Genomic DNA, 23,646 nt, shown 5'->3' on the forward strand with positions numbered 1-23,646 from the left:
CCATGGGTGCACGTGTCACGAGCGACCAAATCGTCGAGGTGTTCGCCGAGTGGAGCGACGGCGGATCCACCCACTACCGGCATGGCTCCGGGCTTCTGGTGTCTGGCGCCCTCGTGCTCACCGCAGCGCACAATCTGGGAGGGTCGGCCTGCCGACTGACGGTACGCAGCGGCAAAGCCGAATACGATGCCCGGGCGCTCGCCGCCGGCGACGACAAGACTGAAACGGACATTGCGGTACTGCAGATCGATGATCCGAGCTTTCGGCGGATCGCGCCCACAGTGGAGTTCTATGCGGTCGACCGGGTCCATCTGAACCAGATCTCCCAATGCAAGGCCGTAGGCTTTCCGCGGTTCGGCGTGGAGGTGCTCGAGAAGGCCGCGGACGGCAGTGATCGAATCCGGCGAGAAAGCGTCCAGGTGAATGGGTCGATCAGCTCCGGGTCCAACCTCAAGAGCCAGCTACTGACCCTGCTCGTCGGCGACGACCGGCCGGATGAGTCTTATCGATCGCAGCGAACGGGCGGTTTCTACCCGTCGTCCTCCGGAAAAAGGTCTGAGGGTAAAGGGATCGACAGCCGATCGTCACCCTGGAGCGGCATGTCCGGCGCCGCTGTGATTGTCAAGGACCCGGCTTGGGGGGAAGGTGTCATCGGACTCGTCGTCGAACATCCACTGAGTCGTGGTGCGGCCGCTTTGACCGTCGCGCCCATCGTGAACATCGACACCGCCTTCGGTCAGTCGGCACGCCACGTCTGGTCCCTCCTTGGCGTTTCCGACGCCACTCGCCTTTCCCGTGTTCCGTCGGAAACGCGACTACCCGTACAGCGCCGCAGCGTCGATATCGACGTCGATCCGCCCCTATCGGATTTCACGGGGCATACCGCGAGCCTACGACAACTCACGGATGCCGTGCTCGGTGAGCTCGCGCTCGGTGGTCGGCCTGTCGTGGTGATCGCCGGAATGGCGGGGGTGGGTAAGACCACACTGGCCACGCACGTCGCGCATGAGCTCGACGACAGATTCCACCATGCACGGATCGTGGTGCGCCTCCATGGGAAGGAGGCCGACGAGGCCACCGTCACCCGCCATCAACAACGCGTTCTCCGCGCCTTCGGCGTCAGCGACGATAGACTCCGGCAGGCGAGTGGTCACCCCGACGACCTGAACGACCTCTATCTCAGCATGATCGACGCGGGTCCGAGCCTGGTGATCGTCGACGACCCGGCAAGCGAGCAGGACGTCCTCAGGTTCGCTCCTCGACGGCCGGGCAGCGTCCTGATCGCTACCAGCCGAACAACCCTGTCCGACCTCGACGGCGCGGTTCACGTTCTGCTGAAGCCGTGGAGTGAAGGCGCGTCGTTACCCTTCCTCGTCAGTCTCCTCGGCCAGGAACGCGTTGCCGCCGAGCCGGAGGCCGCGAGGACGATCCTGGCCGCCACCGGTGGCCTTCCCCTCGCTATCCGGCTGCTCAGCGCGTTCGCCATCAGCCCGGCTGGTGCGCGGATGTCCCTCAAGGAGATTGCTGGCACGATAGCGGAGGAAGAGACAAGGCTAGATAGATTCAGTCGAAAGGGGCGCAGCGTGCATGCGACCATCTTCGTCTCCTACCGTCACCTGACCCCCTCCACGGCCTCCTTCTTCCGGCGCATCTGCCTTCTCGGCGTACCCGACCTCTCCCGGGCCCTGGTCACCATGGCTACGGACACCTCTGGCGTCGAAGCGATCGCCGCCCTGTCGGAACTCATGGACGCTCATCTCCTGGAGCACGTGCGTGGAGATCGATATCGCATGCATGACCTGGTTCGGTTGTTCGGTAGCGACGTGGCCCGAGCCGAGGAAAGCCCGGCAGCCATCGCCGACGTCCAAGAACGGTGGAGGCGGTATTACGCCGAGGAGGCCGCCCGCTGGGACAGCGAGCTGACCTCCGAAGGAGAACGCCTCTCTCCGGCGGCCCTCGACTGGTTCGACATCGAAGAAGCCAACATCAAGGCAACCCTGGTCGCGGCCTCCGCGGCGCAGGATTGGGAGACCGTTTACGGTCTGGCGGCACGCCTGCGTCCGCCGCTCGCGTATCGGGGTCGCTTTCGTGAATACGCCGAGGTGGCTCGGGCGGGCATCGAAGCGGCCGAACAGGGACAGTTCGTGGCCCAGGCGGTCGCCATGATGGTCCACCTCGCCGAAGCGCGCCGCCATAGCGGTGACCCGGAGGGAGTAGACGATCTCTACGAGCGGGCCGAAGGCCTGGCAGCCGCAGCCGGCGACGTGGCCAAGCAGACCTGGATCGGCGTGCACCGAGGTGACTTCGCACTGGAACAGGGACGGGGCGAGGACGCCGTCGACCACTACGACCGCGTGGACGAGATCTACACGGAACGGTCGGACAACGCGGCCCGGGTCTGGGTCTCGGGACACTACGTCGACGGCTACCTCAGCCTGGGGCGCACGGCACAAGCCGTCGAGCGAGGCGAACTCGCGGTCGAGCTGAGTCTCAGCCTGGACGACCCCGCCGAGGCCGCGTGGGCACACAAACATCTCGCGCGAGCGCTGCAGGTGGCCGGCCAGTACCCGGAGGCTATCGGCCACATGACGCAAGCGCTGGAGCATGCGGAGCAGACCGGAGATCTCGGGGCGCGTGTGGACTGTCTTCGCCGGCTGGGATGGATCGCCCGCGACGCGGGAGACCGCGATGCCGCTGAGGACTATCTGGAGCAGGCGTTGCAGGGCGCTGAGGCGCTGGACATCAAACACCTGATCGAGGAACTCGGCGCCGATCTGCGCAACCTACGTTGAGTGTGCCTCGGGGCATGGAACGAGAGTCACCACCGTCCATCGCTATAGTCGCCGGATGATCGCTGGAGTCATCGTCCCCGGGCGCGGTTACGGTCCGCAGGCCCCTCTGCTCGACCTCGCCGGTGCGGCGCTGTCCGACCGCGACATGCCAGTGGAGACGGTGAATTGGACGGTCCCGGACGGCCTTCTGGACATCGGGCCGGAACCATTCGTCCGAGCGCACGTCTCCGCGGCGCTTCACCGGTTGGCGAACTCGGCCCCCACCACACGGCCCGTGATCATCGCGAAGTCGCTCGGCACCCACGCCGCCATCCTCGCGGCCGAGCGGCAGCTCCCGGCGATCTGGCTCACGCCGCTTCTGCATATCGAGGTCATCGCCGAGGCGATCGGCCGAAACCCGGCGCCGGCGCTTCTCGTCGGGGGGACCAGCGACCCCAGCTGGCTCCCCGACATCGCCGCGGCAACGGGCAAGAAGGTCGTCGCCATCACCGGCGGCGATCACGGCTTGCGTCCGCCCGGGCCACTACGGGCCTACACGCACGCCCTCGGCGACGTCGGCACGGCGATCGAGGAATTCCTGTCCCGGCTCCCGTGATAGCGGTGCGCGGGGGCAGGAGGCCCGCAGGCCTCCTGCCTTCGTCACATCACCTGTCGCAGCGCCAGCGTGAGCAGTCCCAACCCTAGGACGACCAGGATCGCGGCCCGTCGCCAGCTGCCTCGCGGCGTGGTGGTCACGTACTCCGCCAGCTGCTCGTACGCCTGCACGCTGCCCGCCGGCGAAAGACCGCTGACGTACTTCACCTCCGACATCGGCGACGGCGGCGACACGTCGTGCTCGGTACCGGTCGGGGGTACGCGTGGCGGCAACCGGCGGTACCGGCTGCCATCGGCTTCGTCATCCACGTCCGCCATCGTCGCAAGCGCACTCCACTCCCGCGCACCGGCAGCGCCGGCGCGGCCGGTCAGCTGGGCATCCGGGCGTACGACGCGGTGTTCACCTGGTCTGAGACCTTCTCCATGGTGTTGATGCTGACGTGCGGCCACTTGATGCGGCCGGGACCGCCGTCCGTGCGCGCGAAGAAGTCGAGCTGGACGACCTGGACGTACTGCAGGCGAAGTTTGGTGTGGCCCTCCTCGTCCTCGATCTCCTGAATGAAGAACGTCGCCTTCATCTCCGAGGCGTTGGCCTGCTTGACGATGAACGGGATGTTGTTGATGCCGCCGTGCTCGACGGTGGTGTCGAACTCGAGAACGGTGGTCTGCTTGATGTTCACGCCCTGATTCGCCGCCTTGAGCAGCGCCGTCGGATCGGTGGGGTCGAACAGGCCCTCGAACGGGTTCTGGTGGAAGTGCAGGTACGGCGCCAGGTACGGATTGTTCTGGAGGTCCTGGTTGACGCCGATGGGCAGCGAGTTCACCGTCGGGATCACCGGCGCTCCGGCGTCGACCCGGCAGTTACCCAGGGCGAGGGCCGCGTCGCCGTGCGGGATGGTGGCCAGGCGGGCGATGGTGGGGCCGCCGTCGGTCCGGTTGGTCATGTTGAGCAGCAGCCCGGGTTCGTGGTGGATCGCGAGGTCCGGCGGGCCGGCCAGCCCGCTCCGCGGGAAGTCGTCGGCGGCGGTCTGCGCGATGGCCTGCTCATAGTCGATCGTCACGATCAGCTGGTCGGTGTTGGCCGGCACGCTGAGATCGACCCCGCGGTTGGGTACGGCCTTGTCGACCAGCTGGAACTTGAGCTCCTCGTTGAACTGGTTGACGAGCAGGCGGTAGGGCGGCCCGTTCTGGCCGGCCGCGAGGGAGAACGGCAGAGCGATCATGTTCCAGCCACGTCCGGGTAGGTGGGGCTTGTTCGCCCACGTGCCGGGCAGCAGCTCGAAGGGGCCGAGATCCGGGTCTCCGGTTCGCGCGGCCTCCAGGTGCCGTCCTTCGCGTTCGAGACGTTCGATATTCGCACGGCCAATCACAAGCGGCAGCCTTTCCACGGCGTTGAGAAACGCATTCATATAGCGGCCGGGCGGATCCGGCTCTCTTTCATTAGAGCGAGTTCGCGATTATTTGATACGCGACTCGCGGAAAGATTCGACGGACGGCGAGTCCCGGCGTTCACGTCCGGGTGGCGACGTCGGCGCTGCGGCGGTGCCGGGCCCGCGAGACCGGAACAAAAGGCCCGTGGTGAAGATCACAACCACTGTCTCGCGACCACTGCGGCATGTAGACAGTCGTGAGTGCCTCCGGGGTCCGGAGGCAGCATTCCTTCCATCACGACGTGGGTCGACAGCAGCAACGGGGGCAACATGCGTAGATCGATGGGACGAGTAGCGGTGGTGGGCCTGGCCCTCACCGGGGTCACCGCGCTTCTGGCGTCACCGGCACTGGCCGCCGGCAACAGCGCCGTCTGCCACAGCGCCAGCATCTGCAAGGTGTCGGCCTCCGGATTCCCCGGAGGAACGATTTCGGTCGACGCCGACGCGTCCGCCAGGGGAACGGGACGCTGGATCCTCACCGGCCCGATCGGTTACCGCTGCAGTAAGGACTTTCCTCAGCACGGCCCGGTGCGTTCGTGGAGTTGCGCCAACGCGCCCGCCGGCAGGTACACCGCTCAGGTCACTCCCGATCAGGGCCTGCACACCTTGAAAATCGGGATCCGCTGGTAACAGCGCGGAACCAACGGTGGGGTGGCCGGATCGGCCACCCCACCGTGACCGCGTCCGTCCGTCAGCGCGCGCCCGCCGGGAACGAACCCGGCAGCGGGGCGACGACCGGCGGCATGCGCCTCGGTCCCTCGTCCGGGAATGCGAACACGAGCGGCTCTTCGCGCAGCCGGGCGACGATCCGCTCGAACCGCGCGGCCGGATCCTCCTCGGTGAAGGCGCGGTACCGCTCACCGACCCGGCCGCAGCACTGTGGACGGTCGCAGATTCCCGCCCCGCCCCGACGAGCCGCGCCCGCCCGGGGGTGGGGCAGGCTAGGTTGTCCGGGTGAGTTCTCTTGAAGAGGTGGCGAAGCGCGACGGCTGGCGATGCTGGGTGTGCGACGAGCCGGTCGACGCCGACATGCCGGTGAACGACCCGCGTGGCCCCAGCGTCGACAGCCGCACCGCCGACCGGAAGGCCAAGGTCGCCGAGCGGCTCGCGCACCGCGCCTGCAACACCCGCAAGGGCGCGGTCAAGGTGGTCATCGCCTGGCCGGACCGCCTGCACGTGGTGGAGCCCGCGCCGCTGATCGCCGTCGCCGAGCGCCTCGAGCGCAAAGGCGGCCGTGAGCTCGTCGCCCGCTGCCCGAGCCGGAAGGACGCCCAGGAGGCGGCGGACTGGCTGGTGGACCGGTTCTCCCGGCTCGCGCCCGGACTGCCGGTGACCGCGAGCGTCGACCCGGGCAGCGGCCAGTTCCTGGTAGCGCTGGCCACCGGCCGGCGCTGACCCGGCCGCACGGCACGGTCTCCGGTCAGCTCGCCTGGCCGGAGCCGAACGGCAGCCAGCCCGCCGAGGCGAGCGTCAGATCGCCTGGCCGGAGATGAACGGCAGCCAGCCCGCGTACCAGCCGGAGAGCAGCGCCATCGTGCCGAGCACCACGATGAGATCGCGCTTGGAAGCGCGAGCCAGCAGGATGGCCGGCACGAGAAGCACCGGGAACGCGGGCAGCAGATGCCGCCCGGTCATCGACATGTGCGCGCGCGACCCGGTGGACAGGATCAGCGTCACGAGCGCGAAGAGGGTCAGCTGCCACGGCGCGCGGCGGACCGTCAGCAGGAGCAGCACGACGAACCCGGCGAGGATGAGCAGGGACAGGACCCGGATCGGTTTGGCGGCGTTGTCGTCGTCGACCCCGATCACGATGTCGGTGACCATTCCCCAGAGGTTCTCGCCGTAGTCCCAACGCGCGCCGAACGTGCTGTCGTGGACGCTGAAGTACCGCGACAGGCCGCCCAGCCGGGCGGACGCCCAGGCGAGGTAGGCCAGAAGGCCCGCCGGGGCGAGCAGCATCGCGGCGTACGGCCGCCAGCCGCCGCGCCGGGAGACGGCGGCGATCAGGGCGGCCAGGCCCACGGTGCCGATCAGGGCGGCCGCGGTCGGTCTGCTGAGGCCGCTCACCCCCGCCAGGATGCCGGCGATCAGCCAGCGTTCCTTGAGTACGGCGTACAGCGCCCAGGCGGCCAGCGCGGTGAACAGCGATTCGGTGAACGCGCCGTTCTGTGTCATGGCGGCGGGCGCGACGGCCCACACGGCGGCGAGCATGACGCCGACCCGGTGGCCGTGCAGATGGCGGCCGATGGCGTACATGCCCCAGGCGGCGGCGACGGCCGACACGAACGAGACGATCAGGCAGGCCGTGACGGGCGAGATGAACGGCAGGTACGTCAGCGGACGGGCCAGCCACGGGTAGAGGGGGAAGAACATCAGGCGCAGCTCGTACGGCACGCCGTCGGCGTCGACCGCGCCGACGGGACCGCCCAGACCGCTGCCGGCGATCTTCACGTACCACCGCGCGTCCCACGACACCAGCGCGTCCAAGTACGAGGTGAAGCCCCGCCACTGGTTGTTGATCGAGCCGTCCGGGTAGACCTGGCGGCCCGGGTCACGGGCGTGCGCGAAGGCCCCGAGAACGTACATGACCTCGAGGCTGAGCGCGCGCAGCAGCAGGTACAGCCCGATCGCGGGAGCCGCGGAGAAGGCTGCGCCGCGGAGCCGGGACAGCGGCCCGCCGTGGTTCGCCCGGTCCGCGGGCTCCGTTGCCGGAGTGTCGTCCTCCGCGCGGGTCGGGGCGACGTGCGAAATGGGAGTGTCCTTTCTGTTCCGGGGCCGGCGAGGGCCCGGGAGCGCTCCCGGGAACAGCCGATAATTCCATCGATCGATACCGCCGCAAGAGGCTATCGCATCGGTACGAGCTCGTGGTCCCGCAACGGCGACACTGCCCCCGCAAGCCCGAGCCGGCCCTGTCCGCCCCGGGACGGTGTGGCAGACCGCTCGCACCATCCGGGCCGTCGTCGGCCGGCGGCTACGATGACCGGCATCGTCGGCGCTCAGAGGGAGTTGACCACATGAATTCCGGTTCCGTGCCCGCGACCGCTGATCCGTCCGTCGCGGAGGACGCCCTCGCCGCGCAGCCGATCGGTTACTGGAGTGGCGCCGTGCACAGGGCTGTCGTCACACGGCTTCGTGACGCGATGGCCACCATCGACGTCACCCAGCCACAGTGGTGGACGCTCACCCGGGTGGACGCCGGCGGCGGGCTCACCCGCGACGAGGTCACGACGCACCTGGAAGACGTCGCCGACACGCCGCACGACGTGCCTCGTGCCGTCGATCAACTCCTGCACCGAGGCTGGATCGCCGCGGACAACGCCGGGCGGCTGGGTCTGACCGACGACGGGCGAGCCGCTCAGCGCCGGATCAGGGCGCTCGTGACCGAGGTGCGGGCGCAGATTCATGAGGGCGTCCCGGACGAGGAGTATGTCGCGGCGCTCAAGGTCATCCGCCGGATGATTTCGAACCTCGAATCCGCCGCCCGCTGAAAGTCCGGCCCAGCCGGACGGCCCGGTGAGCGTGAAGCGGGTGCGGTGTGGTTTCAGGAGGTGGCGGCCCTGGCGCCGTCGAAGCGGGCCTGAGCGAGCAGGGCTCGTCGGTGCGGCGAACGCCGTGAACACATCGCGGCTTCCGTGGAACCTTCTAGCCTTTCGCGGTGTCGTTCCTATGAGCCCACATGTCGGTGGCGTTCCGCGGGCCACGGTGTCGCGTCGATTCGCGGAGCCCACGTTGTCGAAGGAGAAGCATGCGCCACACCTCGGTCCGGTCAGCACTGGTGATCGTGCTCGCGGCCGGAGTCGCCGCCTGCGGCAGTCCCGCCGCCGCGCCGGCCGGCGGGGCTGCCGCGTCCACACCGGCCGGCGGCGTCGCCTCCGGCCCGGCCGGCGTTGCGACGAGCACCGCGCGGAGCTCGCCGTCGGCGGCGCCCGACCTGGCGTCGCCTGAGGAGATGGCGCGCGGCATCGACGTACCGTGGGGGCTGGCCTTCCTGCCGGGAGGCGAAGCCCTGATCGCCGAGCGTGACACCGGCCGGGTGCTGCGCCTGGCCCCGGGCGGCCGGCCGGCGCTGATGCGCCAGGTCGCCGGCGTGGACAGCGGCGGCGAGGGCGGCCTGCTGGGTCTCGCGGTCTCCCCCGGCTTCGCCACCGACAATCTGGTGTACGCCTACCTGACCGCGGCGAACGACAACCGCGTCGTCCGGTTCCGGCTCGACGGCGGCGGCCAGGAGGTGGTCTTCGACGGGATCGCGAAGGCGAGCTTCCACAACGGCGGGCGGATCGCCTTCGGGCCGGACGGCATGCTCTACGTCGGCACCGGCGACGCCGGCAACACCGCCAGTTCGCAGGACCCGGCCAGCCCCAACGGCAAGATCCTCAGGATCACCCCGGACGGCGATCCGGCGCCCGGCAACCCGGCCGCGGATTCGCCCGTCTACAGCCTCGGCCACCGCAACGTCCAGGGCCTGGACTGGGACCCCGAGGGCCGGCTGTTCGCCACCGAGTTCGGTCAGAACGACCTCGACGAGGTCAACCTGATCCGCGCCGGAGCCAACTACGGCTGGCCCCAGGTCGAGGGCGAGGGCGGCACCCAGGGCGGCAGATTCACCAATCCCCTGGTCACCTGGCCGGTTCGGGAGGCGTCACCGTCCGGCATGGCGATCACCGCGGGCACGGTCTACGTCGCCGGACTGCGCGGCGAGCGGCTGTGGACAGCGCCGCTCGACGGCGACCGGCTCGGCACGCCCACGGCCCGGCTCACCGGGGCGTACGGCCGGCTGCGCACCGTCGAGGTGGCCCCGGACGGCGCCCTCTGGCTCACCACCTCGAACACCGACGGCCGAGGCGACGTACGCGACGGCGACGACCGGCTCCTGCGGTTCCCCGCCCGGTAGGCGCCGGGCCCGCTCAGCCAGCGACGTGGGCCGCCAGCGCGGCGAGGAGCGCGTCCTGGAAACGGCGGTCCCGGGCCGCCGGATGCGGGTCCCGCCGCTGCTGGTGGTGCCAGTACCCGCCGCTGGTGAGCGCCTCGGGCTCGTCGCTGGTGACGAGCCACTCCTGGGTGAGATGCCCGAGCCGGAGATCGTCCGGGGCGCCGGGCCCGCCCATCTTCGTGGGCACCCAGCCGGGGTCGACGGCGTTGCTGCGGACGTCGGGCCGGATCCGGGCGACCGCCAGGGCGAGGGCGGTGACGAACAGTTTGCTGTCGGAGTACGACCCCGCCGCCTGGCCGTTCCCGCCCAGGCCGGCGACGTCGGGCCGTCCGCCGAGGTGCATGCTGCTGCTGAGATAGACGAGCCGCCGGGGGCCTTCGACCAGGACGGTCAGCAGGTACGGGGCGACGACGTTGACCGCCATGATCAGCGGACCGGTGTAGACGCCCGCGTTGTGGATCACCGCGTCGCATCCGCCGAGCCGGTTGACCTGGTCGGCGATCGACCGCGTCTGGTCGAGGTCGGCCAGGTCCCCGGTGACGGCCGACGCGCCCTGGTCGATGAGGTCTTTCACCGCGGTGAGCCGCTCGGCGCCGCGGGCGTGGACGATGACGTCGTGCCCGCCGCCGAGCAGGGTCTGCGCGGCCGCCCGGCCCAGGCCGTCCGCCGAGCCGGTGATGAAGATGCGTGCCATGGCTTCCTTCCGCCGCCCCTGCCACGCCGCGGTGTCACGGCCGGCGACGCTCAGGGCGCTCCGTCTCCGCCGATCATTCCGGACACTTCCGAGCGAGCAACCAGAGGTAGCCGACCTCGTGACCGCCTTCCGTCTGCTTCTCGATCGCGTCGCGGACGATCTCGAACCCGGCGCCGGTGAGCAGTGCCCGGGTGGTGTCCGGGTCGTACGAGCTGAAGTACATCGGCGCGCCGAGCCAGTTCGCCACCGTGCCCGGCTGATCCTCGATCTCCACGCAGCACAGCAGATATCCCGAGGCCGCCAGCCACCCGTGGATGAGCTGGAACATCTCCGGCAGCCGTTCGCGCGGCAGGTGGTCGAAGGTGTAGAAGGCCGTCACCGCCGCGAAGGTTCCGTCCGGGTGCCGCAGGCGCAGGATGTCGCCGGTGCTGAACTCCCCGCCGGGAACGTTCGCCCGCGCCAGCTCGATCTGCCGGGCGGAGACGTCCACTCCGGTGAGCCGGTGCCGGCGGGCGATGCGCTCACCCGCCGGCAGGCCGTTGCCGCAGCCGAGGTCGAGCACGTGCGCCGCGTCCGGCAGCCGCGTGAGCAGATCGTCGAGCCAGGCCAGGCGGGGCCACGGGGCGTCCCGCTCCAACGCGGCGTAACTGTGGGCGACGGCATCGTAGCCTCGTGCGACGATCTGCTGTGGCTCTTCCGTCATGAGGCTCCCCTTCGGACCGTGCGCTCTCCGTCTTCATCTCAGCCGTCGCGACGGTGATCGGCAAGGCCGGGCCGATCTCAGGTCCGGTGCGGGCTCAGGTCTTCGGACCGCCGGGCGGGTGGCCTCGCCGACTCCCACCCGGCGGGCAGGCGCATCGACGGCCACGCCGGATCCGGCTGGAAATCGAGGTGGGCGCCGTCGAAGGGAAATTCACCGGCTTCGGCGAGCGTGATGAGCCGCTCGCCCTCGGCTCGGATCGCGGCGGCCGTGGAGCCGTCGAAGTACAGTGGCCGGCCGGTGCGGGCGGCCAGTTCCTCCTCGTCCTTCCACTGCCAGCGGCGGTCCGGCGTAACCCAGATGTCCAGCACCAGATCAGTGGTGTCGACGCCGTCGGCCCGCCGAGTGAAGGGCGTTTCCAGGTTCACGTACCAGCCGACGAAGCGGCCCTGCTTGACGAACCACCAGACGGAGTGCCAGGCATCGGGTGGCATCAGCACCAGGATGTCGTGGTCGCGCCACACCTTGGGCACCAGGCGTGGCTGCCGCATCTCGTCCTGGGGAAGGTCGTGCAGCGTCCTGCCGTCGGCGTCGACGAGAACAGCGAATTCGCTGCCGGCCGGCATCCAGAGCAGGAGGCCCGCCGCGTCGTCCCGGACCACCCGCATCGGTTTCACGAACGTGTACCGGGTGGCTCGGAAGCACCTGCGCAGCAGAATCTGGCCCGGGAGGAACGGCATGGCCGGACCGTAGCGATCGATCGCCACCGCCCGAGCGCGCCCGCGGCGTGGACTGCCGCTCCGGCCGGGGTGGGCGGGGGCCGTTATGGTCGGCGGGTGATGGCGGCCAGGCAGGGTGAGGGTGCGGTTCGTGGACGGTGACGGGGAGGTCGGCTCGGCACGGCAGGCGGCCGAGGACGGCCTGGTGGTGACGTTCGGGCGGCTGCTGGGAGTGGCGAACCGCCTGGAGTACCTGGTGGGCCGGGCGCTCGAGCAGGAGTGCGGGATCAGCCACCTGATGTACGAGGTGCTGCTCATCCTGGGCCGGGCCGGCGGTCCGGGGCTGTCGATGTCGGCGATCGGCCGCGCGCAGGTGCTGACCACCGGTGGGGTGACCCGCCTGATCGACCGCATGGAGGCCGCCGGGCTGGTGGAGCGGGCCGAAGATCCGGGTGACCGGCGCGGGCGCCTGGTCCGGTTGACTCCGCTGGGTGAGCAGACCGCGGTGCGCGCCACCCGGCTGCACCGCGACAACCTGCGGCGCCTGCTGGCGGACCGGCTTCCGGCCGAGCACTGGGACCGTTTCGCCGAGGACGTGCGCGTGCTGAGCCGCGCGGTGGAGAAGGAGGTTCCGCGCCTGCGATAGACGTCACCCTTCGACTTATCTGACATCTCAGTTACTGTTTCGTCAGGTAAATCGTTGGAGGGTGAACGGGTCATGCGCCTCATCTACGTTTTCGACGCCTACTGCGGCTGGTCCCACGGCTTCTCGGCGACTCTGCGGCAGCTCACCGCACGTCACCCCGGCCTGCCGGTGGAGGTCGTCTCGGGCGGCCTGTTCACCGGCGCCCGCCGGGTCCCGGTCCGCGAGTTCGGTTACCTCCAGGGCGCCAACGCCCAGATCGCCGAGGCGACCGGCGCCGAGTTCGGCGCCGCCTACGAGCGGCTCATCGCCGACGGCTCGTTCGTCATGGACTCCGAGGCCGCCGCCCGCGGGGTCGCCGCGCTGCGCGAGGCGGCGCCGCTCCGGGCGGCCGACCTGGCCGTCGCCCTGCAGCACGCCTTCTACATCGACGGCCTCAGCCTGTCCGACCCCGCCACCTACCGGACGGTCGCCACCCGGACCGGCCTCGACGCGCAAGCGGTCGCGGCAGCGTTCACGCACCCCCGGTCGGCGGCCGCCGCGGCGGCGGACTTTCAGCGCTCCGCGCGGCTCGGCGTCGTCGGCTTCCCCACGCTTCTCGCCGCGCACGGCGACACCACCACCCCCCTCGCGTACGGCCACGCGAGCGCCGCCCAGATCGAGGCACGCCTGGCCGCCCTCACCCACTCCAGGAGACTCCCGTGAGCACCCTCGACTTCCACGTCTTCGACCTCGACTTCCCCGTCGGCAGCAGGAACAAGACCGCCACCCTGGTCACCGGCGAGACCGACGCCCTGCTCGTCGACGCCGGTTTCACCCGCGCCGACGGCCACCGCCTCGCCGCCGCCGTCCTGGACTCCGGCAAGCGACTCACCACCATCGTCATCAGCCACGGCGACCCGGACTTCTACTTCGGCGCCGAAGTCCTCGCCGACACCTTCGGCGACGCCACGATCGTCGCGACACCGCCGGTCATCGAGCACATCCACCGCTCGTACGACAAGAAACTGAAAGCGTGGGCGACCGTCGGCCCCAACCTGCCCACCCGGCTCGTCGACATCACCCCGTTCACCGGCGACCTCACGCTGGAGGGCCACCGGTTCGAGCTCAAGGGCGGCTCACCGCAGCTGCCCGCGATTACCTGCTCGCCTTCGAGGAGGAACTGGCCAAAGCCGCCGACAGCGCCACCCTCACTCAGGCCCTGACCAGCCGTTTCCCCGACCACGGCCTGCTGATCGCCGCCCAGATCGGGGCCAAGGTCGCCACCGGCGAGATGACCTGGGGCTGATCGGCCTCACCCGGGCCGGCGCGCCGTGACCGGCCGGACACCTCACCGGGCGTCGAGGACTTCACGACGACAGGCTGTGATGTGCCGCCACCGGCTCGTGGCCGGGCACGACCGCCGCGGCCCCGCGCCGTTTCTCGACGATCGCGCACACACCGGCCAGGATCGTGCCCAGCAGGAGCCCGAACGCCGCGCCCAACAGTGGTGAGCCGGCGAACGTCGCGCCCGCCAGGCGGCCCAGGCCGATCGTGTAGACCGCCCAGCACACGCTCGCCAACATGCTGAACAGGTGGAACCGGCCCACCGGCAACGACACCGAGCCGGACGTCATGGTGGAGGCGGTGCGCCCGTACGGAAGGAACCGGCCGATCAGGAGCGCCGCTCCCCCATATCGCAGCAGTGCCCGCTCCGCTTTCGCCCTGGCCACCGCGACCTTGCCGGCGGTCGCCCGGGCACCGGCCTTGCGGCCCAGCAGGTAGGCCGCCCGGTCACCGGCGACCCCGCCGACCACCACGGCCGCGCCCAGAGCCAGCAGGTGGGGCGAGCCGGTCGCGGACATCGCGCCCAGGCTGATCACCAGCGCTTCGGACGGCACGACCGGAACGACCCCGTCGACGGCCACCGCCACCGCCACGATCAGGTAGAGCCACGGCGAGCACAGCACCGACATCAGGTGTTCCAGCACGCCGTCTCCTTCCCGCTCCGGTCTCTCGACCGTACGGATCAGCGAGACGCCGCTCTATGGTGCCAGCACGCCGGTCCATGGTGGTGCCAACCCCACCCCCTCCGACCATCATTCTCCTCCCGCCCTGGTCACGGCCAACCCGCTCGCGACGCGACGGCGCACGTGACCGATGAATCGCTGAAGGGCCACGCAGTACACGGACGGGTTCCGGAATCCCGAGCCGGCCCGATATCGATGGGCGTAATGGCCGCCCCCGCAGACGTTGTTGACCGGACACTTCCGGCAGATCTCCGACAGCGCGGAAACGCCGATCTGACGCGCCACGATGCCGGGATGCGTCAATACGTCGTCGAAGGAGTCGGTGTCGACGTGCCGGCCGGTCGCGCAGGCGCCCGGATAAGCCGATTTCAGGGCGTCCACCTGTTCGATCGCCCCGTCGGACTCGATCACCGCGAAGGCGGCCGGACTCGTGCCCAACTGCTCCGACCGGCTCGCGCCACCGAGAACCAGACTCATCGCCTCCTCGAAAAGGCGCACGCTCGTCTCGCAATGCTCGGCGTCGTACCACCGGTCGAACATCGCGATCAGCCAGTCGCCGTAGCCCGCCACCGGGCCGGTCGGCGGCACCGACCAGTTGGCGTGCGGCAGCAGGAGATCGATGGCCGGCGGGGCGTACGCGAGCAGCGCCTCATAGGTGGCGACCGGATCCGTGCGAGGGTCCACCGTGCACAGGACACCGGCATAGGACGAGCGATACGCGGCCGATCCGAGCCTGGTCAGCGCCGCGTGAACGCCCGAGGCGCTGCCGGTGCCGTCACGACGGCGCCGGCGGCGGTCGTGGTCGGCCGCGGAGCCGTCCAGGCTCACCCCGATGCGCACATGTTCGGCGTGCAGCAGGTCCAGAACCGGACCGTCGAGCAGCAGCCCGTTGGTCTGCATCCCGATCTGGACGCGACACAAGCCGTCCAACTCCGAGCGCAAGTCCCGGATCAGGGCGGAGAGCATGCGAGGACCGGCGAGCAGAGGCTCACCGCCGTGCAGAACGATCGAGACATCGCCCAGCCGGTGAAGGCGAACGTGGTCGGCGATGCGGGCGAAGGCGGCACGCCACGTCTGCGGGGCCATCACCCGTGGCCGGTCCCGCCAGCTCTGGTCCGCGAGTTCGTAGACGTAGCAGTAGTCACAGGCCAGATTGCAGCGCTGATGCACCTTGAGAATGAACTCGCGCAACGGCGTCGGTCGCCAGCCCGCCGCCCGCAGGTGCTCGACATGGAGAAGTCGGTGCGGCCACGGCGGGTCGCCGGTCACCCGGACCCGCCGCCGGCGAGAGCGAGCCGGCCGGCCGGTTCATGCGCGGTCGAATCAACTGGCCCGGCGTCCCTGCCGTCGCCGCCGGCCAGATGATCGGCAGCGGTTGTCATCAGTCGCCCTCCCGTGTCGCGGACGCAGCCATCACGAAAGTCACGGCGCCTTTGCCGAACCACCATGCGATCGATACTGCTCTGTCGGCTCACGGCCGGGCTTGGAAAAACCACGACCGGTCAGCCGGAACCCGAGAAACACCATACGTGCCGCCGGGAGCGCGTTCCCAGCACCACTGTCACGCCGACTCGGGGTCCCCGTGAACCGCGCCTCGCCACTCGACCCGACCACCACGAAGCTGGTCTTGGCGGTCAGCGACACACCCGGACGCGAGCAGGGCAGCGGTGGGAAGCGCCAGCCGGCCCTGCGCGTCACGGTAGCCGGTGGTGTGCCGGTCGTACTGGTCCCGGATACGGCCGACGGTGGCCGGGTCCTGGCGTCCCATCAGCACTCCCGGTAAACCGAGACCGTTGGCCGGGCCGCTCCACCACGACTCGGCGTCGGTGTGATGGGTCCAGGTCAGGATGTCGCACCTGACGCCGGTCAGTCCCGGCTGATCCAGCAGACCGGCCAGCCCGTCACGGGTGCGGGGGAAGTCTCGATCCGGCGCGACCCTGGGCAGATCCGTGGGGCGCTCGACCCCGGCGGCCTCGAAGATAGTGGTCCAGAGCCGCTGGGCCGGCGGCGCGGGGTGGGGCCAGATCGTCACGGCGATACGGCCGCCGGGACGCACGACGCGGCACAACTCCCGGACGGCGGCGGCCGGGTCGCCGACATGGTTCAGGACGAAGTTGGCCACCGCCGCGTCGAAGGCGCCGCCGGGGAACGGCAGCTCGGGCAGCGCCGTGTGGTGGAACTCGGCGGCGGGAGCCCGGCCGCGCGCCAGTTCGAGCATGCTCGGCTCGGCGTCGACGGCCACGACCCGGGCGCCGCGGGAACACGCCAGGGCGGCGACGGTGCCGGTCCCGGTGCCGACGTCGAGCAGCCGGTCACCGGCGACGACACCGGCGGCGTCCAGCAGCGCCCCGGCCGGGTGGGCACAGAGGGCGGCAAAGCTGCCCTGGTACGCCGCCGCCCGCCCGGCCCAGTGCGCGCGCTCGTGTTCGTCGAAGGCTGTCGTTGTCACTGGTTCCGGTGTCCTTCCGCCGACTCGCTTGATCAACAAGCTAGCCGACCGTGACCAGCCGCCCGGAAACCCACGCACCGGAAGATCGCATCCCCGGCATCTCACCGGTCACCGTCCACGCCCGGCCGGCCAAGGCAGCAGGGCCGGAACCCGGCGCATGTGCTCCGCGTACGCCGGGCGGCGCGCCAGAGACCGCTGGTCCATCATCGGAACGCTGACGAACACGAACAACAGCACCATCACGACCGGGCCGAGGACCGTCCACCACCAGTCCGGCGCCGCGGCCACCCCGAACAGCCACATCCCCCACCAGAACGTGATCTCACCCAGATAGTTCGGGTGCCGCGAGTACCGCCACAGACCTCGGTCGATGATCCGGCCCCGATGGGCGGGATCGCGGGTGAACCGGCGCAACTGCCGGTCCGCGGTCGCCTCGATCACCACGGCCGCGCCGGTCACCACCACCGCGGCCACGTCCAACGGCCCCCACGGCCTGCCGGCCACCGCCACCGCGGGCCACACCGCGAGCAGACCCCCGAACACCACGAGCGTCGGCATCACCTGGACGCCGGTCAGGTTGATCAGCCACCACGGCAGCCGGCCCGGCCGCTGCTCCCGCAACCGCACGTAACGCCAGTCCTCGTGGCTCAGCCCCCGCCACGACGACGCCCAGTTGGCGGTCAGCCGAACCGCCCATGCCACCACCAGCGCCAACACCGCCGCCTGCCGCCCCGTGACGTCGCCGGGCGCCCCCAGCACCCACGCGGCCACGATCACCGGCGGGGCGACACTCCAGTACGGGTCGTAGACGCTCGCGTTGGCCACCGCCACGCTGACCGCGAACACCACGACGGTGGCGACGAGATCGGCGTAGAACGTGACCAGCAGCGGATGCGGACCGCGCACGGCGGCGGCCACGGCCCACGCGGCAAGGCCGGCGGCGACGTAGCCGACCGTGACGACGGCGAACCCGACGGGCCGCGAACCGGCCGCCAGGCCACGGCCCACCTGATAGGCACCGCCACCGGTTGACATAGGACAGAGGGTAGGCCCGGATCACCGCCGCGAAAGCGACCTGCCAACTCGGACCAATCCCCCACCCCACCGCGGATCACCCTCCCGATGACCGGGGTGCCGAAGACCTGCCCCCGAGGTCAACGCCACCAGGTGTCGAGCGGAGTGACGGGAACGACCCGCTTGTGCCGTGTCGCCAGATAGGCCGCCTCCACTTTCGCCGCCACCTCGGGCGCGACGTCGGCGCCTTCCAGGTAGTCGTCGATCTCCCGGTAGGACAGGCCGAGCGCCACCTCGTCGGGCAGGGCGGGCCGGTCGTCCTCGAGGTCGGCCGTCGGCACCTTCTCCCAGGTGCTCGACGGCGCCCCCAGCTCCCGCAGCAGCGCGGCGCCCTGCCGCTTGGTCAACCCGGTCAGCGGGGTGATGTCCACACCGCCGTCGCCGTACTTGGTGAAGAATCCCGTCACCGCCTCAGCGGCGTGGTCGGTGCCCGCGACGAGGAGACTCAGCTGGCCGGCGATCGCGTACTGGATCACCATGCGTTCCCGGGCCTTGATGTTGCCGCGAACGAAGTCGCGCAGCCCGGCCTCGCCGTCGAACAGCTCCCCCGACGCCCGCGCCACCTCGGCGGACACGGCGTCCGCGCCCGGCTTGACGTTCACCTCCACCGACCGGTCCGGGCGGATGAAGGCCAGCGCGATCTGCGCGTCCTGCTCGTCGGCCTGCCGGCCGTAGGGCAACCGCACCGCGACGAACGTGGCCTCGCGCCCCTCGGCACGCAGCTCCTCCGCCGCGAGCTGGCACAACCGGCCGGTCAGGGTGCTGTCCTGACCGCCGCTGACGCCCAGCACGAAGCCCTTGGCCGGGGTCGACCGCAGGTAGTCCTTGAGGAAATCCACCCGCTCCCGGATCTCGACCTTGGGTTCGACGGCCGGCTTGACACCGAGCTCAGCGAGGATCACATCCCGTAGATTCGCCACCCGAGTACTGTACCGGCGCCGTTGCGGAGCACCTCACCAGTTCAGCGGCAGCCCCTTGACGAAGGACGTGACGCTCCCGGCGAGGATCCCGTGGTCGCGCAGTGACGGATGCCAGTCGCAGCCGAGCAGGTCGAGCCCGAGGGCGCTGCCGTAGTTCAGCGAGTGCACCGCGTCGTCGCCGGCGGCGTTGCGCTCGGCGACGAGCTGCTCGATCGACGTGGTCAGGGCGGTGTTCAGGTCGGGATAGGTCAGCACCAGGTGGGTGTCCGGGCCGTACCGGTCCCGGAGCTTGGCGAGGAACTCCTGGTAGGCGTTGCGGTAGTCGGCTGCCAGCGCCCCGGTGTCCGCCCACGGCTCGCCCGGGTTGAGCGCGGTGGAGAAATCGTTGATACCCAGGCCGATCACGACGACCTGCGGCTTCCACCAGGCCGGGCGCTGCCACACCGCGGTGTCGACAGCCTGCAGGGTGCGGTCGTAGTAGGTGCGGTAGTTCGTGCCCGCGTTCCCGCCGTTGTAGTTGCGGACCATGCCCATGCCGGACCAGGCGTTGATCTGGTAATCGGCGCCGAGGCCGCGCGCGGCGAGGGCGCCGAAGCTCCGGTCGGCGTTGGTGTTGCGGTCGACGCCGCCGGTGCCGGTGCAGTCACGGACCGCCGACATGTTGCCGTACCCGGCGGTCCAGGAGTCGCCGATGAACTCGATCTGCCGGCCGCGGGCGGCGGGTTCGCCGAGAAGGCGGCCACCGGGGCCCGCGACGAATCCGCCGAACTGCCCGGCCGACCAGGGGCTCTCCGTGCGTTTGGCGAGGCGCACGGTGTGCTCACCATTGGCCAGACCGTTGATCCAGTGGGTGGTCCGGCCCGGCTTGACGAGGGTGACCGGGGCGTTGCCGTCGATCTGGACGTCGTAGTCGTTGACGGCGTCGTCGAGGACGATCCCGATGCCGGAGCCCTGGAAACGGCCCTCGAAGTAGGTGCCGGGCCAGGTGTACCGTACGCCGCCGCCCTGTTCCTGAACCCGGCCGACGGTGTGCGCGTGGTCCAGGACGCCGTCCGGCGGCGTGGTCGTGCCGGTGGCGCAGGAGACGGTCGTCCCGGTCCCGCTTCCGGTCGCGACGAAGCCGAAGGTGACGGATCTCCCGGCGCCGAGCGTGCCGTTGTAGCCGGCGTCGGTCACCGTCACCGTGCCCGTGGCGCCGGTGTGGACGCCGTTCCAGAGCGAGCCGACCGTGGCTCCCGCCGGCAGGGTCATCGTCACCTTCCAGCCGTCGATGGTGGCGGCGCCGCTGTTGGTCACCGTCACTTCGCCGTGGAAGCCGCCGTTCCAGCTGCCGGCCGTGCGGTAGGCGGCGGCGCATGTCGCGGCGGAGACCTCGGCGGCGGCGGTCGCGGCGCCGGGCACGGACATCGCCCCGGTGGCGAGGACGACGGCGCCGAGGACGGCGAGCCGGTGCGGGCGTGGGCGGTTCATGCTGGCCGCTCCTTTGTGAAGGCGGGAGTGGGAGCGCTCCCGAAGCCGATCATACCCACCCAGTGATAAGAATCAATGGCTTAGCCACCCACCACACCACCCCTAAAGCATCCTAGGAGGATAGCCTGGATCCGTGCCCGCGGCCGGCGGAGACGGGGTCCATGGAGGACCGGATGCTCGATCCGCTGCACGTGGTGGTCGGTCTCGCCGCGAGCGAGCTGAGCACCCCGCTCACACTGCGCCACGACCACTCGTGGCCGCATCGCGAGGCGACGGTGGCCGAGGTTCTCGACGCCGGCGGCACCCCGTGGATCGTCAAGCAGGTGCGAGTCCCCGAGGCCTTCACCCGGGAGGTGCGGGCACTGCGCGAGTGGGCGCCGCGGCTGGGCGAGGGCATGGCGCCACGGCTGATCGCCACCGTGCCCGGCAGCTCGGTGATGGTCATGGACAAGCTGCCGGGCCGGGCCGGGAGCGCGTCGACGGCCGCGGAGTTCCACCAGGCCAGCCGTCTGCTGCGCCCCCTGCACGAGGCGGAGCCGGCGACCGCCGACGCCGGCTATCCGGCCCGCGCGGCCGACAGCGTCGATCGATGGATCCAGCGGGTGCCCGGTGTGGTGGACGCGGCGGACCTCGACTTCGTGCGCGCCCAGATCAGGTTGCTGGAGACGATGCCCGATGTGCGCAGCGGCCCCATCCACAACGACTACCAGCCACGAAACTGGCTCACCGACGCCGGCGCCACGGTCCGCGTCATCGACTTCGGCAAGTCGAAACGCGACGTCCAACTCCGCGACTTCGAGCGGATGTGGTACCAGGAGTGGCGGCACCGCCCCGACCTGCGAGAGGCGTTCTTCGACGGGTACGGCAGGACGCTCTCCGACGGCGAGGAACGGGCGCTGGCCTGTATCGGCGCCGTCGGCGCCCTGACGACTGTCCTGTGGGCGCGCAGCCATGGCGCCGAGTCGTTCGAGCGGCACGGCCGCCGGATGCTGGAGCTGCTGCGCGGGCGCGGGCCGGCCCGCTGAGCGAGCGTCCCGGACCGCCGCTCAGGCCGGCGCCGGACGGAACCGGAACGATGTCCCGGCGTGGAAGGCGGCGCTGCCGTCGGTCTGATCGACCCACAACTCATCGCCACGGTGGTGCAGGAACCAGCCCGGATAGTTGGACGCCTCCAGGGTGACGGCGCCGTCGGTGGCGCCTTCCCCGAGGCAGAACGTGGCGTCGCCGCGGAACAGCGGCGTGCCCTGGTCGGCGTCGAGCCGCAGCCGCCACGAGGCGTGCCGCAGGTAGCGGCCGTTGTCCGCCCGGAAGGAGAAGCACCGGGGATCCGCGAGCCCGGCGACCGCGGTGAAGGTGGCCCGGCCGCGAACGGAGTCGTCGCTGCCGGGCCCGGCCGGCGCCAGGACACCGAGGTCACCGGCGGTCATGACGAACAGGCCCGGCTCGGCGGCCGACTCCACCGAGATCCGCCGGCCCGGCGTCAGGGAGACGGCGCCGGTCGCCGTGGGGCGGGCGGTGGTAGAGGTGGTGGTGGCCGGCGCCGGGGAGCCGGAGGTCCTCGGCGGCGCCGGGGACGGCGCCGCCGCTCGCGGGACCGGCGGGGACGGCGCCGCCACGGGCGGGGCCGGCGCGGGCGGTGTGGCGGCCGGCCAGGTGGTCGCCGTGACGGCGGCGCCGGTCGCCAGCGCCCCGGCGGCGACGGTCGCGGCGATCGGATGCGCCACCAGGGACTGCAGAAGCTGCGCGAGAAGCCCGGCTTTCACACCCGCGCCCGCGGTCGCGCCAACGCCCGCGCCCGCGGTCGCGCCAACGCCCGCGCCCGCGGTCGCGCCAACGCCCGCGCCGGCGGTCGCGCCAACGCCCGCGCCGGCGGTCGCGCCCGACGCCGCCGTCAGTGCGGCCGGCCCGATCTCGGCGGTCTTGCCCAGCACCGCGGTGGTCAGCCCGATCGGCACGGGCAGCAGGACGGCGAAGCCCGGGAGCAGACGATCCGCCGGCACGATCGCCGAGGCCGATCGCCGGCAGGTGGCGCAGGAGCGGGTGTGCCGGGCGAGCCGTTTGCGCCACAGCGGAGCCGGAGCGCCGTCCCAGCCCGCCGCCGCCGTGTCGAGTCCGGGGCAGCGGGGGCGGGCGTCCAGGGCGGCGACGATCTCCCGGCTCGCCTCGAGGTGCCGGCGCATGCGCTGGATCCGCACTCCGGTGTGCGCGACACCGGACCCGAGGGCGGCGGCGACCTCGGAGCGGGTCAGTTCACCGGCGACCTCCAGCAGCCACAGCGACAGCAGCGCCCGATCGCCCGGATCGAGCCATCGCCCGGCGCGCACGACCTGACGCCGTTGCGCCGACAGGTCGGCCCGCAGCGCGGTCAGGTCCTCGATCTCCAGGCCCGGATCCGGCAGAACGCCCGCCTCGTCCAGCGGGGCGGCTCGTCGCGCGCCGGCCGCCTGGCGATGCAGGTGGGTGCCGATCTGGTTGACCGTGATGGCGACCAGCCAGGAACGGAAGCTCTCTGGTTGACGCAGTGCCGGGAGCTGCCGGAGGGCGCGCACCATGACGTCCTGGACGACATCGTCGGCGTCGGGGTCGGCGTCCAGGACCCGCCGCACGACGGTGTGGACCAGCGGAAGACTGGCGGTGACGAGCTCGTCCACGGCATGCCGGTCACCCGCCCGGGCCGCGGCCACGAGGCTCGTCTCGATCGGGACGTCGACGCGCACCGTCACCTCACCGTCGCGGGACATTTTCGCCAGTCACGACGTAACAAGGTGCGCGAGAGAAGGCATCCCGTCAAGAGCGGGCTTTATTCGCCCGGCCGACCATCCCGCACGGCCCGTCATAACAAAAAAGAGCAAAGATTTTTCCGGTACGGCCCATCGGCGGCGCATCCGGCAACAGCAGCCGCTTCGCCGGAACTGTTATGTGCGGTTATCCGCCGAAGTCGAATCACCGCCGCCTAATATTTTCGCGGCTCTCAGGACATCGCTTCACGGCACGCGACCAGGGGATATCCGGCGGCCTTGCCTGGTGAAACGATACATGGGATCCCGGGCGGCGCGAGCCATCGAAGGACGCCACTTGAATGAACGGAAACATTCTGGCAATGTCTCCATTCCAGGGTGTTAGCGCTCTCATATCCCCACACCGCAGTTATCACGACCGTGGTGAAGTGCGCTTTCCTGCTGTTATCGACGACGCCGTGACCCCCGGCGGCGGCAGGCGCCC

Annotated in this window: 23 protein-coding genes; 10 read left to right on the forward strand and 13 right to left on the reverse strand. The window is 70.7% G+C overall.

The window, feature by feature from the left end; translation table 11 throughout:
• Positions 1-2: 2 nt before the first annotated feature.
• Together QLQ12_RS09600 and QLQ12_RS09605 are read left to right on the forward strand one after the other, a co-directional pair.
• Positions 3-2,792, forward strand: a complete 2,790-nt coding sequence (locus tag QLQ12_RS09600) for a tetratricopeptide repeat protein (protein WP_282758741.1) — start codon at positions 3-5, stop codon at positions 2,790-2,792.
• 55 nt (positions 2,793-2,847) lie between these two features.
• The gene (locus QLQ12_RS09605) at positions 2,848-3,387 is read left to right on the forward strand and encodes an alpha/beta hydrolase (RefSeq protein WP_282758742.1); all 540 of its coding nucleotides are present in this window, start codon (positions 2,848-2,850) and stop codon (positions 3,385-3,387) included.
• Positions 3,388-3,431: 44 nt separating this feature from the next.
• Here QLQ12_RS09605 and QLQ12_RS09610 read toward each other — a convergent pair whose 3' ends face one another.
• Both QLQ12_RS09610 and QLQ12_RS09615 read right to left on the reverse strand, forming a co-directional pair.
• On the reverse strand, positions 3,432-3,695 hold the full coding sequence (locus QLQ12_RS09610) for a hypothetical protein (RefSeq protein WP_282758743.1): 264 nt from the start codon (positions 3,693-3,695) through the stop codon (positions 3,432-3,434).
• 59 nt (positions 3,696-3,754) lie between these two features.
• A complete protein-coding gene (locus tag QLQ12_RS09615) occupies positions 3,755-4,756 on the reverse strand; it encodes a heme-binding protein (protein ID WP_282758745.1) in 1,002 nt (333 codons plus the stop codon).
• A gap of 342 nt (positions 4,757-5,098) precedes the next feature.
• Between QLQ12_RS09615 and QLQ12_RS09620 the strand changes: the two genes are divergently transcribed.
• Together QLQ12_RS09620 and QLQ12_RS09625 are read left to right on the forward strand one after the other, a co-directional pair.
• Positions 5,099-5,446 carry a hypothetical protein gene (locus tag QLQ12_RS09620; protein ID WP_282758746.1) on the forward strand — a complete coding sequence of 116 codons (348 nt, stop codon included), beginning with the start codon at positions 5,099-5,101 and terminating at the stop codon, positions 5,444-5,446.
• 324 nt (positions 5,447-5,770) lie between these two features.
• Positions 5,771-6,211 (forward strand): hypothetical protein, encoded by a 441-nt coding sequence (locus QLQ12_RS09625; RefSeq protein ID WP_282758748.1) that lies wholly within the window; start codon positions 5,771-5,773, stop codon positions 6,209-6,211.
• 75 nt (positions 6,212-6,286) lie between these two features.
• On the opposite strand, the gene QLQ12_RS09630 is transcribed toward QLQ12_RS09625, so the two are convergent.
• Positions 6,287-7,402 (reverse strand): glycosyltransferase family 39 protein, encoded by a 1,116-nt coding sequence (locus QLQ12_RS09630; protein WP_282758749.1) that lies wholly within the window; start codon positions 7,400-7,402, stop codon positions 6,287-6,289.
• Between the two features lie 428 nt (positions 7,403-7,830).
• Here QLQ12_RS09630 and QLQ12_RS09635 point away from each other — a divergent pair, with 428 nt between their 5' ends.
• The gene (locus QLQ12_RS09635; RefSeq protein WP_282758750.1) at positions 7,831-8,304 is read left to right on the forward strand and encodes a MarR family winged helix-turn-helix transcriptional regulator; all 474 of its coding nucleotides are present in this window, start codon (positions 7,831-7,833) and stop codon (positions 8,302-8,304) included.
• 257 nt (positions 8,305-8,561) lie between these two features.
• Positions 8,562-9,707 (forward strand): PQQ-dependent sugar dehydrogenase, encoded by a 1,146-nt coding sequence (locus tag QLQ12_RS09640; protein WP_282758751.1) that lies wholly within the window; start codon positions 8,562-8,564, stop codon positions 9,705-9,707.
• A 13-nt stretch (positions 9,708-9,720) separates the two neighbouring features.
• Here QLQ12_RS09640 and QLQ12_RS09645 read toward each other — a convergent pair whose 3' ends face one another.
• From QLQ12_RS09645 to QLQ12_RS09655, 3 genes are all read right to left on the reverse strand, one after another.
• Positions 9,721-10,440, reverse strand: a complete 720-nt coding sequence (locus QLQ12_RS09645; RefSeq protein WP_282758752.1) for an SDR family NAD(P)-dependent oxidoreductase — start codon at positions 10,438-10,440, stop codon at positions 9,721-9,723.
• A gap of 73 nt (positions 10,441-10,513) precedes the next feature.
• Positions 10,514-11,143, reverse strand: coding sequence for a class I SAM-dependent DNA methyltransferase (locus QLQ12_RS09650; protein WP_282758753.1), 630 nt, complete (start codon positions 11,141-11,143; stop codon positions 10,514-10,516).
• Between the two features lie 77 nt (positions 11,144-11,220).
• Complete coding sequence (locus QLQ12_RS09655) at positions 11,221-11,880, reverse strand: DUF402 domain-containing protein (protein WP_282758754.1); 660 nt, start codon at positions 11,878-11,880, stop codon at positions 11,221-11,223.
• A gap of 130 nt (positions 11,881-12,010) precedes the next feature.
• Here QLQ12_RS09655 and QLQ12_RS09660 point away from each other — a divergent pair, with 130 nt between their 5' ends.
• From QLQ12_RS09660 to QLQ12_RS09670, 3 genes are all read left to right on the forward strand, one after another.
• Positions 12,011-12,505: a MarR family winged helix-turn-helix transcriptional regulator gene (locus tag QLQ12_RS09660; protein ID WP_282758756.1), complete on the forward strand. Its 495-nt coding sequence runs from the start codon at positions 12,011-12,013 to the stop codon at positions 12,503-12,505.
• A gap of 72 nt (positions 12,506-12,577) precedes the next feature.
• On the forward strand, positions 12,578-13,207 hold the full coding sequence (locus QLQ12_RS09665) for a DsbA family protein (protein WP_282758757.1): 630 nt from the start codon (positions 12,578-12,580) through the stop codon (positions 13,205-13,207).
• Complete coding sequence (locus tag QLQ12_RS09670) at positions 13,204-13,707, forward strand: MBL fold metallo-hydrolase (protein WP_282758759.1); 504 nt, start codon at positions 13,204-13,206, stop codon at positions 13,705-13,707. The genes QLQ12_RS09665 and QLQ12_RS09670 overlap by 4 nt, the downstream gene beginning before the upstream one ends.
• Positions 13,708-13,851: 144 nt before the next feature.
• Here QLQ12_RS09670 and QLQ12_RS09675 read toward each other — a convergent pair whose 3' ends face one another.
• The 6 genes from QLQ12_RS09675 to QLQ12_RS09700 all read right to left on the reverse strand — a co-directional run bounded on the left by QLQ12_RS09675 (position 13,852) and on the right by QLQ12_RS09700 (position 20,424).
• Positions 13,852-14,472 carry a DedA family protein gene (locus QLQ12_RS09675; protein ID WP_282758761.1) on the reverse strand — a complete coding sequence of 207 codons (621 nt, stop codon included), beginning with the start codon at positions 14,470-14,472 and terminating at the stop codon, positions 13,852-13,854.
• Positions 14,473-14,580: 108 nt separating this feature from the next.
• A complete protein-coding gene (locus tag QLQ12_RS09680; RefSeq protein WP_282758762.1) occupies positions 14,581-15,780 on the reverse strand; it encodes an FxsB family cyclophane-forming radical SAM/SPASM peptide maturase in 1,200 nt (399 codons plus the stop codon).
• A 292-nt stretch (positions 15,781-16,072) separates the two neighbouring features.
• Positions 16,073-16,960: a class I SAM-dependent methyltransferase gene (locus QLQ12_RS09685; protein WP_282758763.1), complete on the reverse strand. Its 888-nt coding sequence runs from the start codon at positions 16,958-16,960 to the stop codon at positions 16,073-16,075.
• A 108-nt stretch (positions 16,961-17,068) separates the two neighbouring features.
• The gene (locus tag QLQ12_RS09690) at positions 17,069-17,995 is read right to left on the reverse strand and encodes a DUF1295 domain-containing protein (protein WP_282758765.1); all 927 of its coding nucleotides are present in this window, start codon (positions 17,993-17,995) and stop codon (positions 17,069-17,071) included.
• 119 nt (positions 17,996-18,114) lie between these two features.
• Entirely contained in the window at positions 18,115-18,954 is an 840-nt protein-coding gene (gene nadE / locus QLQ12_RS09695; protein WP_282758766.1) for an ammonia-dependent NAD(+) synthetase, read from the reverse strand.
• A gap of 33 nt (positions 18,955-18,987) precedes the next feature.
• A complete protein-coding gene (locus QLQ12_RS09700; RefSeq protein WP_282758768.1) occupies positions 18,988-20,424 on the reverse strand; it encodes a cellulose binding domain-containing protein in 1,437 nt (478 codons plus the stop codon).
• 173 nt (positions 20,425-20,597) lie between these two features.
• On the opposite strand from QLQ12_RS09700, the gene QLQ12_RS09705 reads away from it, so the two are divergent.
• A complete protein-coding gene (locus tag QLQ12_RS09705) occupies positions 20,598-21,449 on the forward strand; it encodes a phosphotransferase (protein ID WP_282758770.1) in 852 nt (283 codons plus the stop codon).
• Positions 21,450-21,470: 21 nt separating this feature from the next.
• On the opposite strand, the gene QLQ12_RS09710 is transcribed toward QLQ12_RS09705, so the two are convergent.
• Complete coding sequence (locus tag QLQ12_RS09710) at positions 21,471-23,165, reverse strand: sigma-70 family RNA polymerase sigma factor (RefSeq protein ID WP_282758772.1); 1,695 nt, start codon at positions 23,163-23,165, stop codon at positions 21,471-21,473.
• Positions 23,166-23,646 lie beyond the last annotated feature (481 nt).

This window comes from Actinoplanes sandaracinus (genome assembly GCF_030009775.1).
Taxonomy (GTDB): domain Bacteria; phylum Actinomycetota; class Actinomycetes; order Mycobacteriales; family Micromonosporaceae; genus Actinoplanes; species Actinoplanes sandaracinus.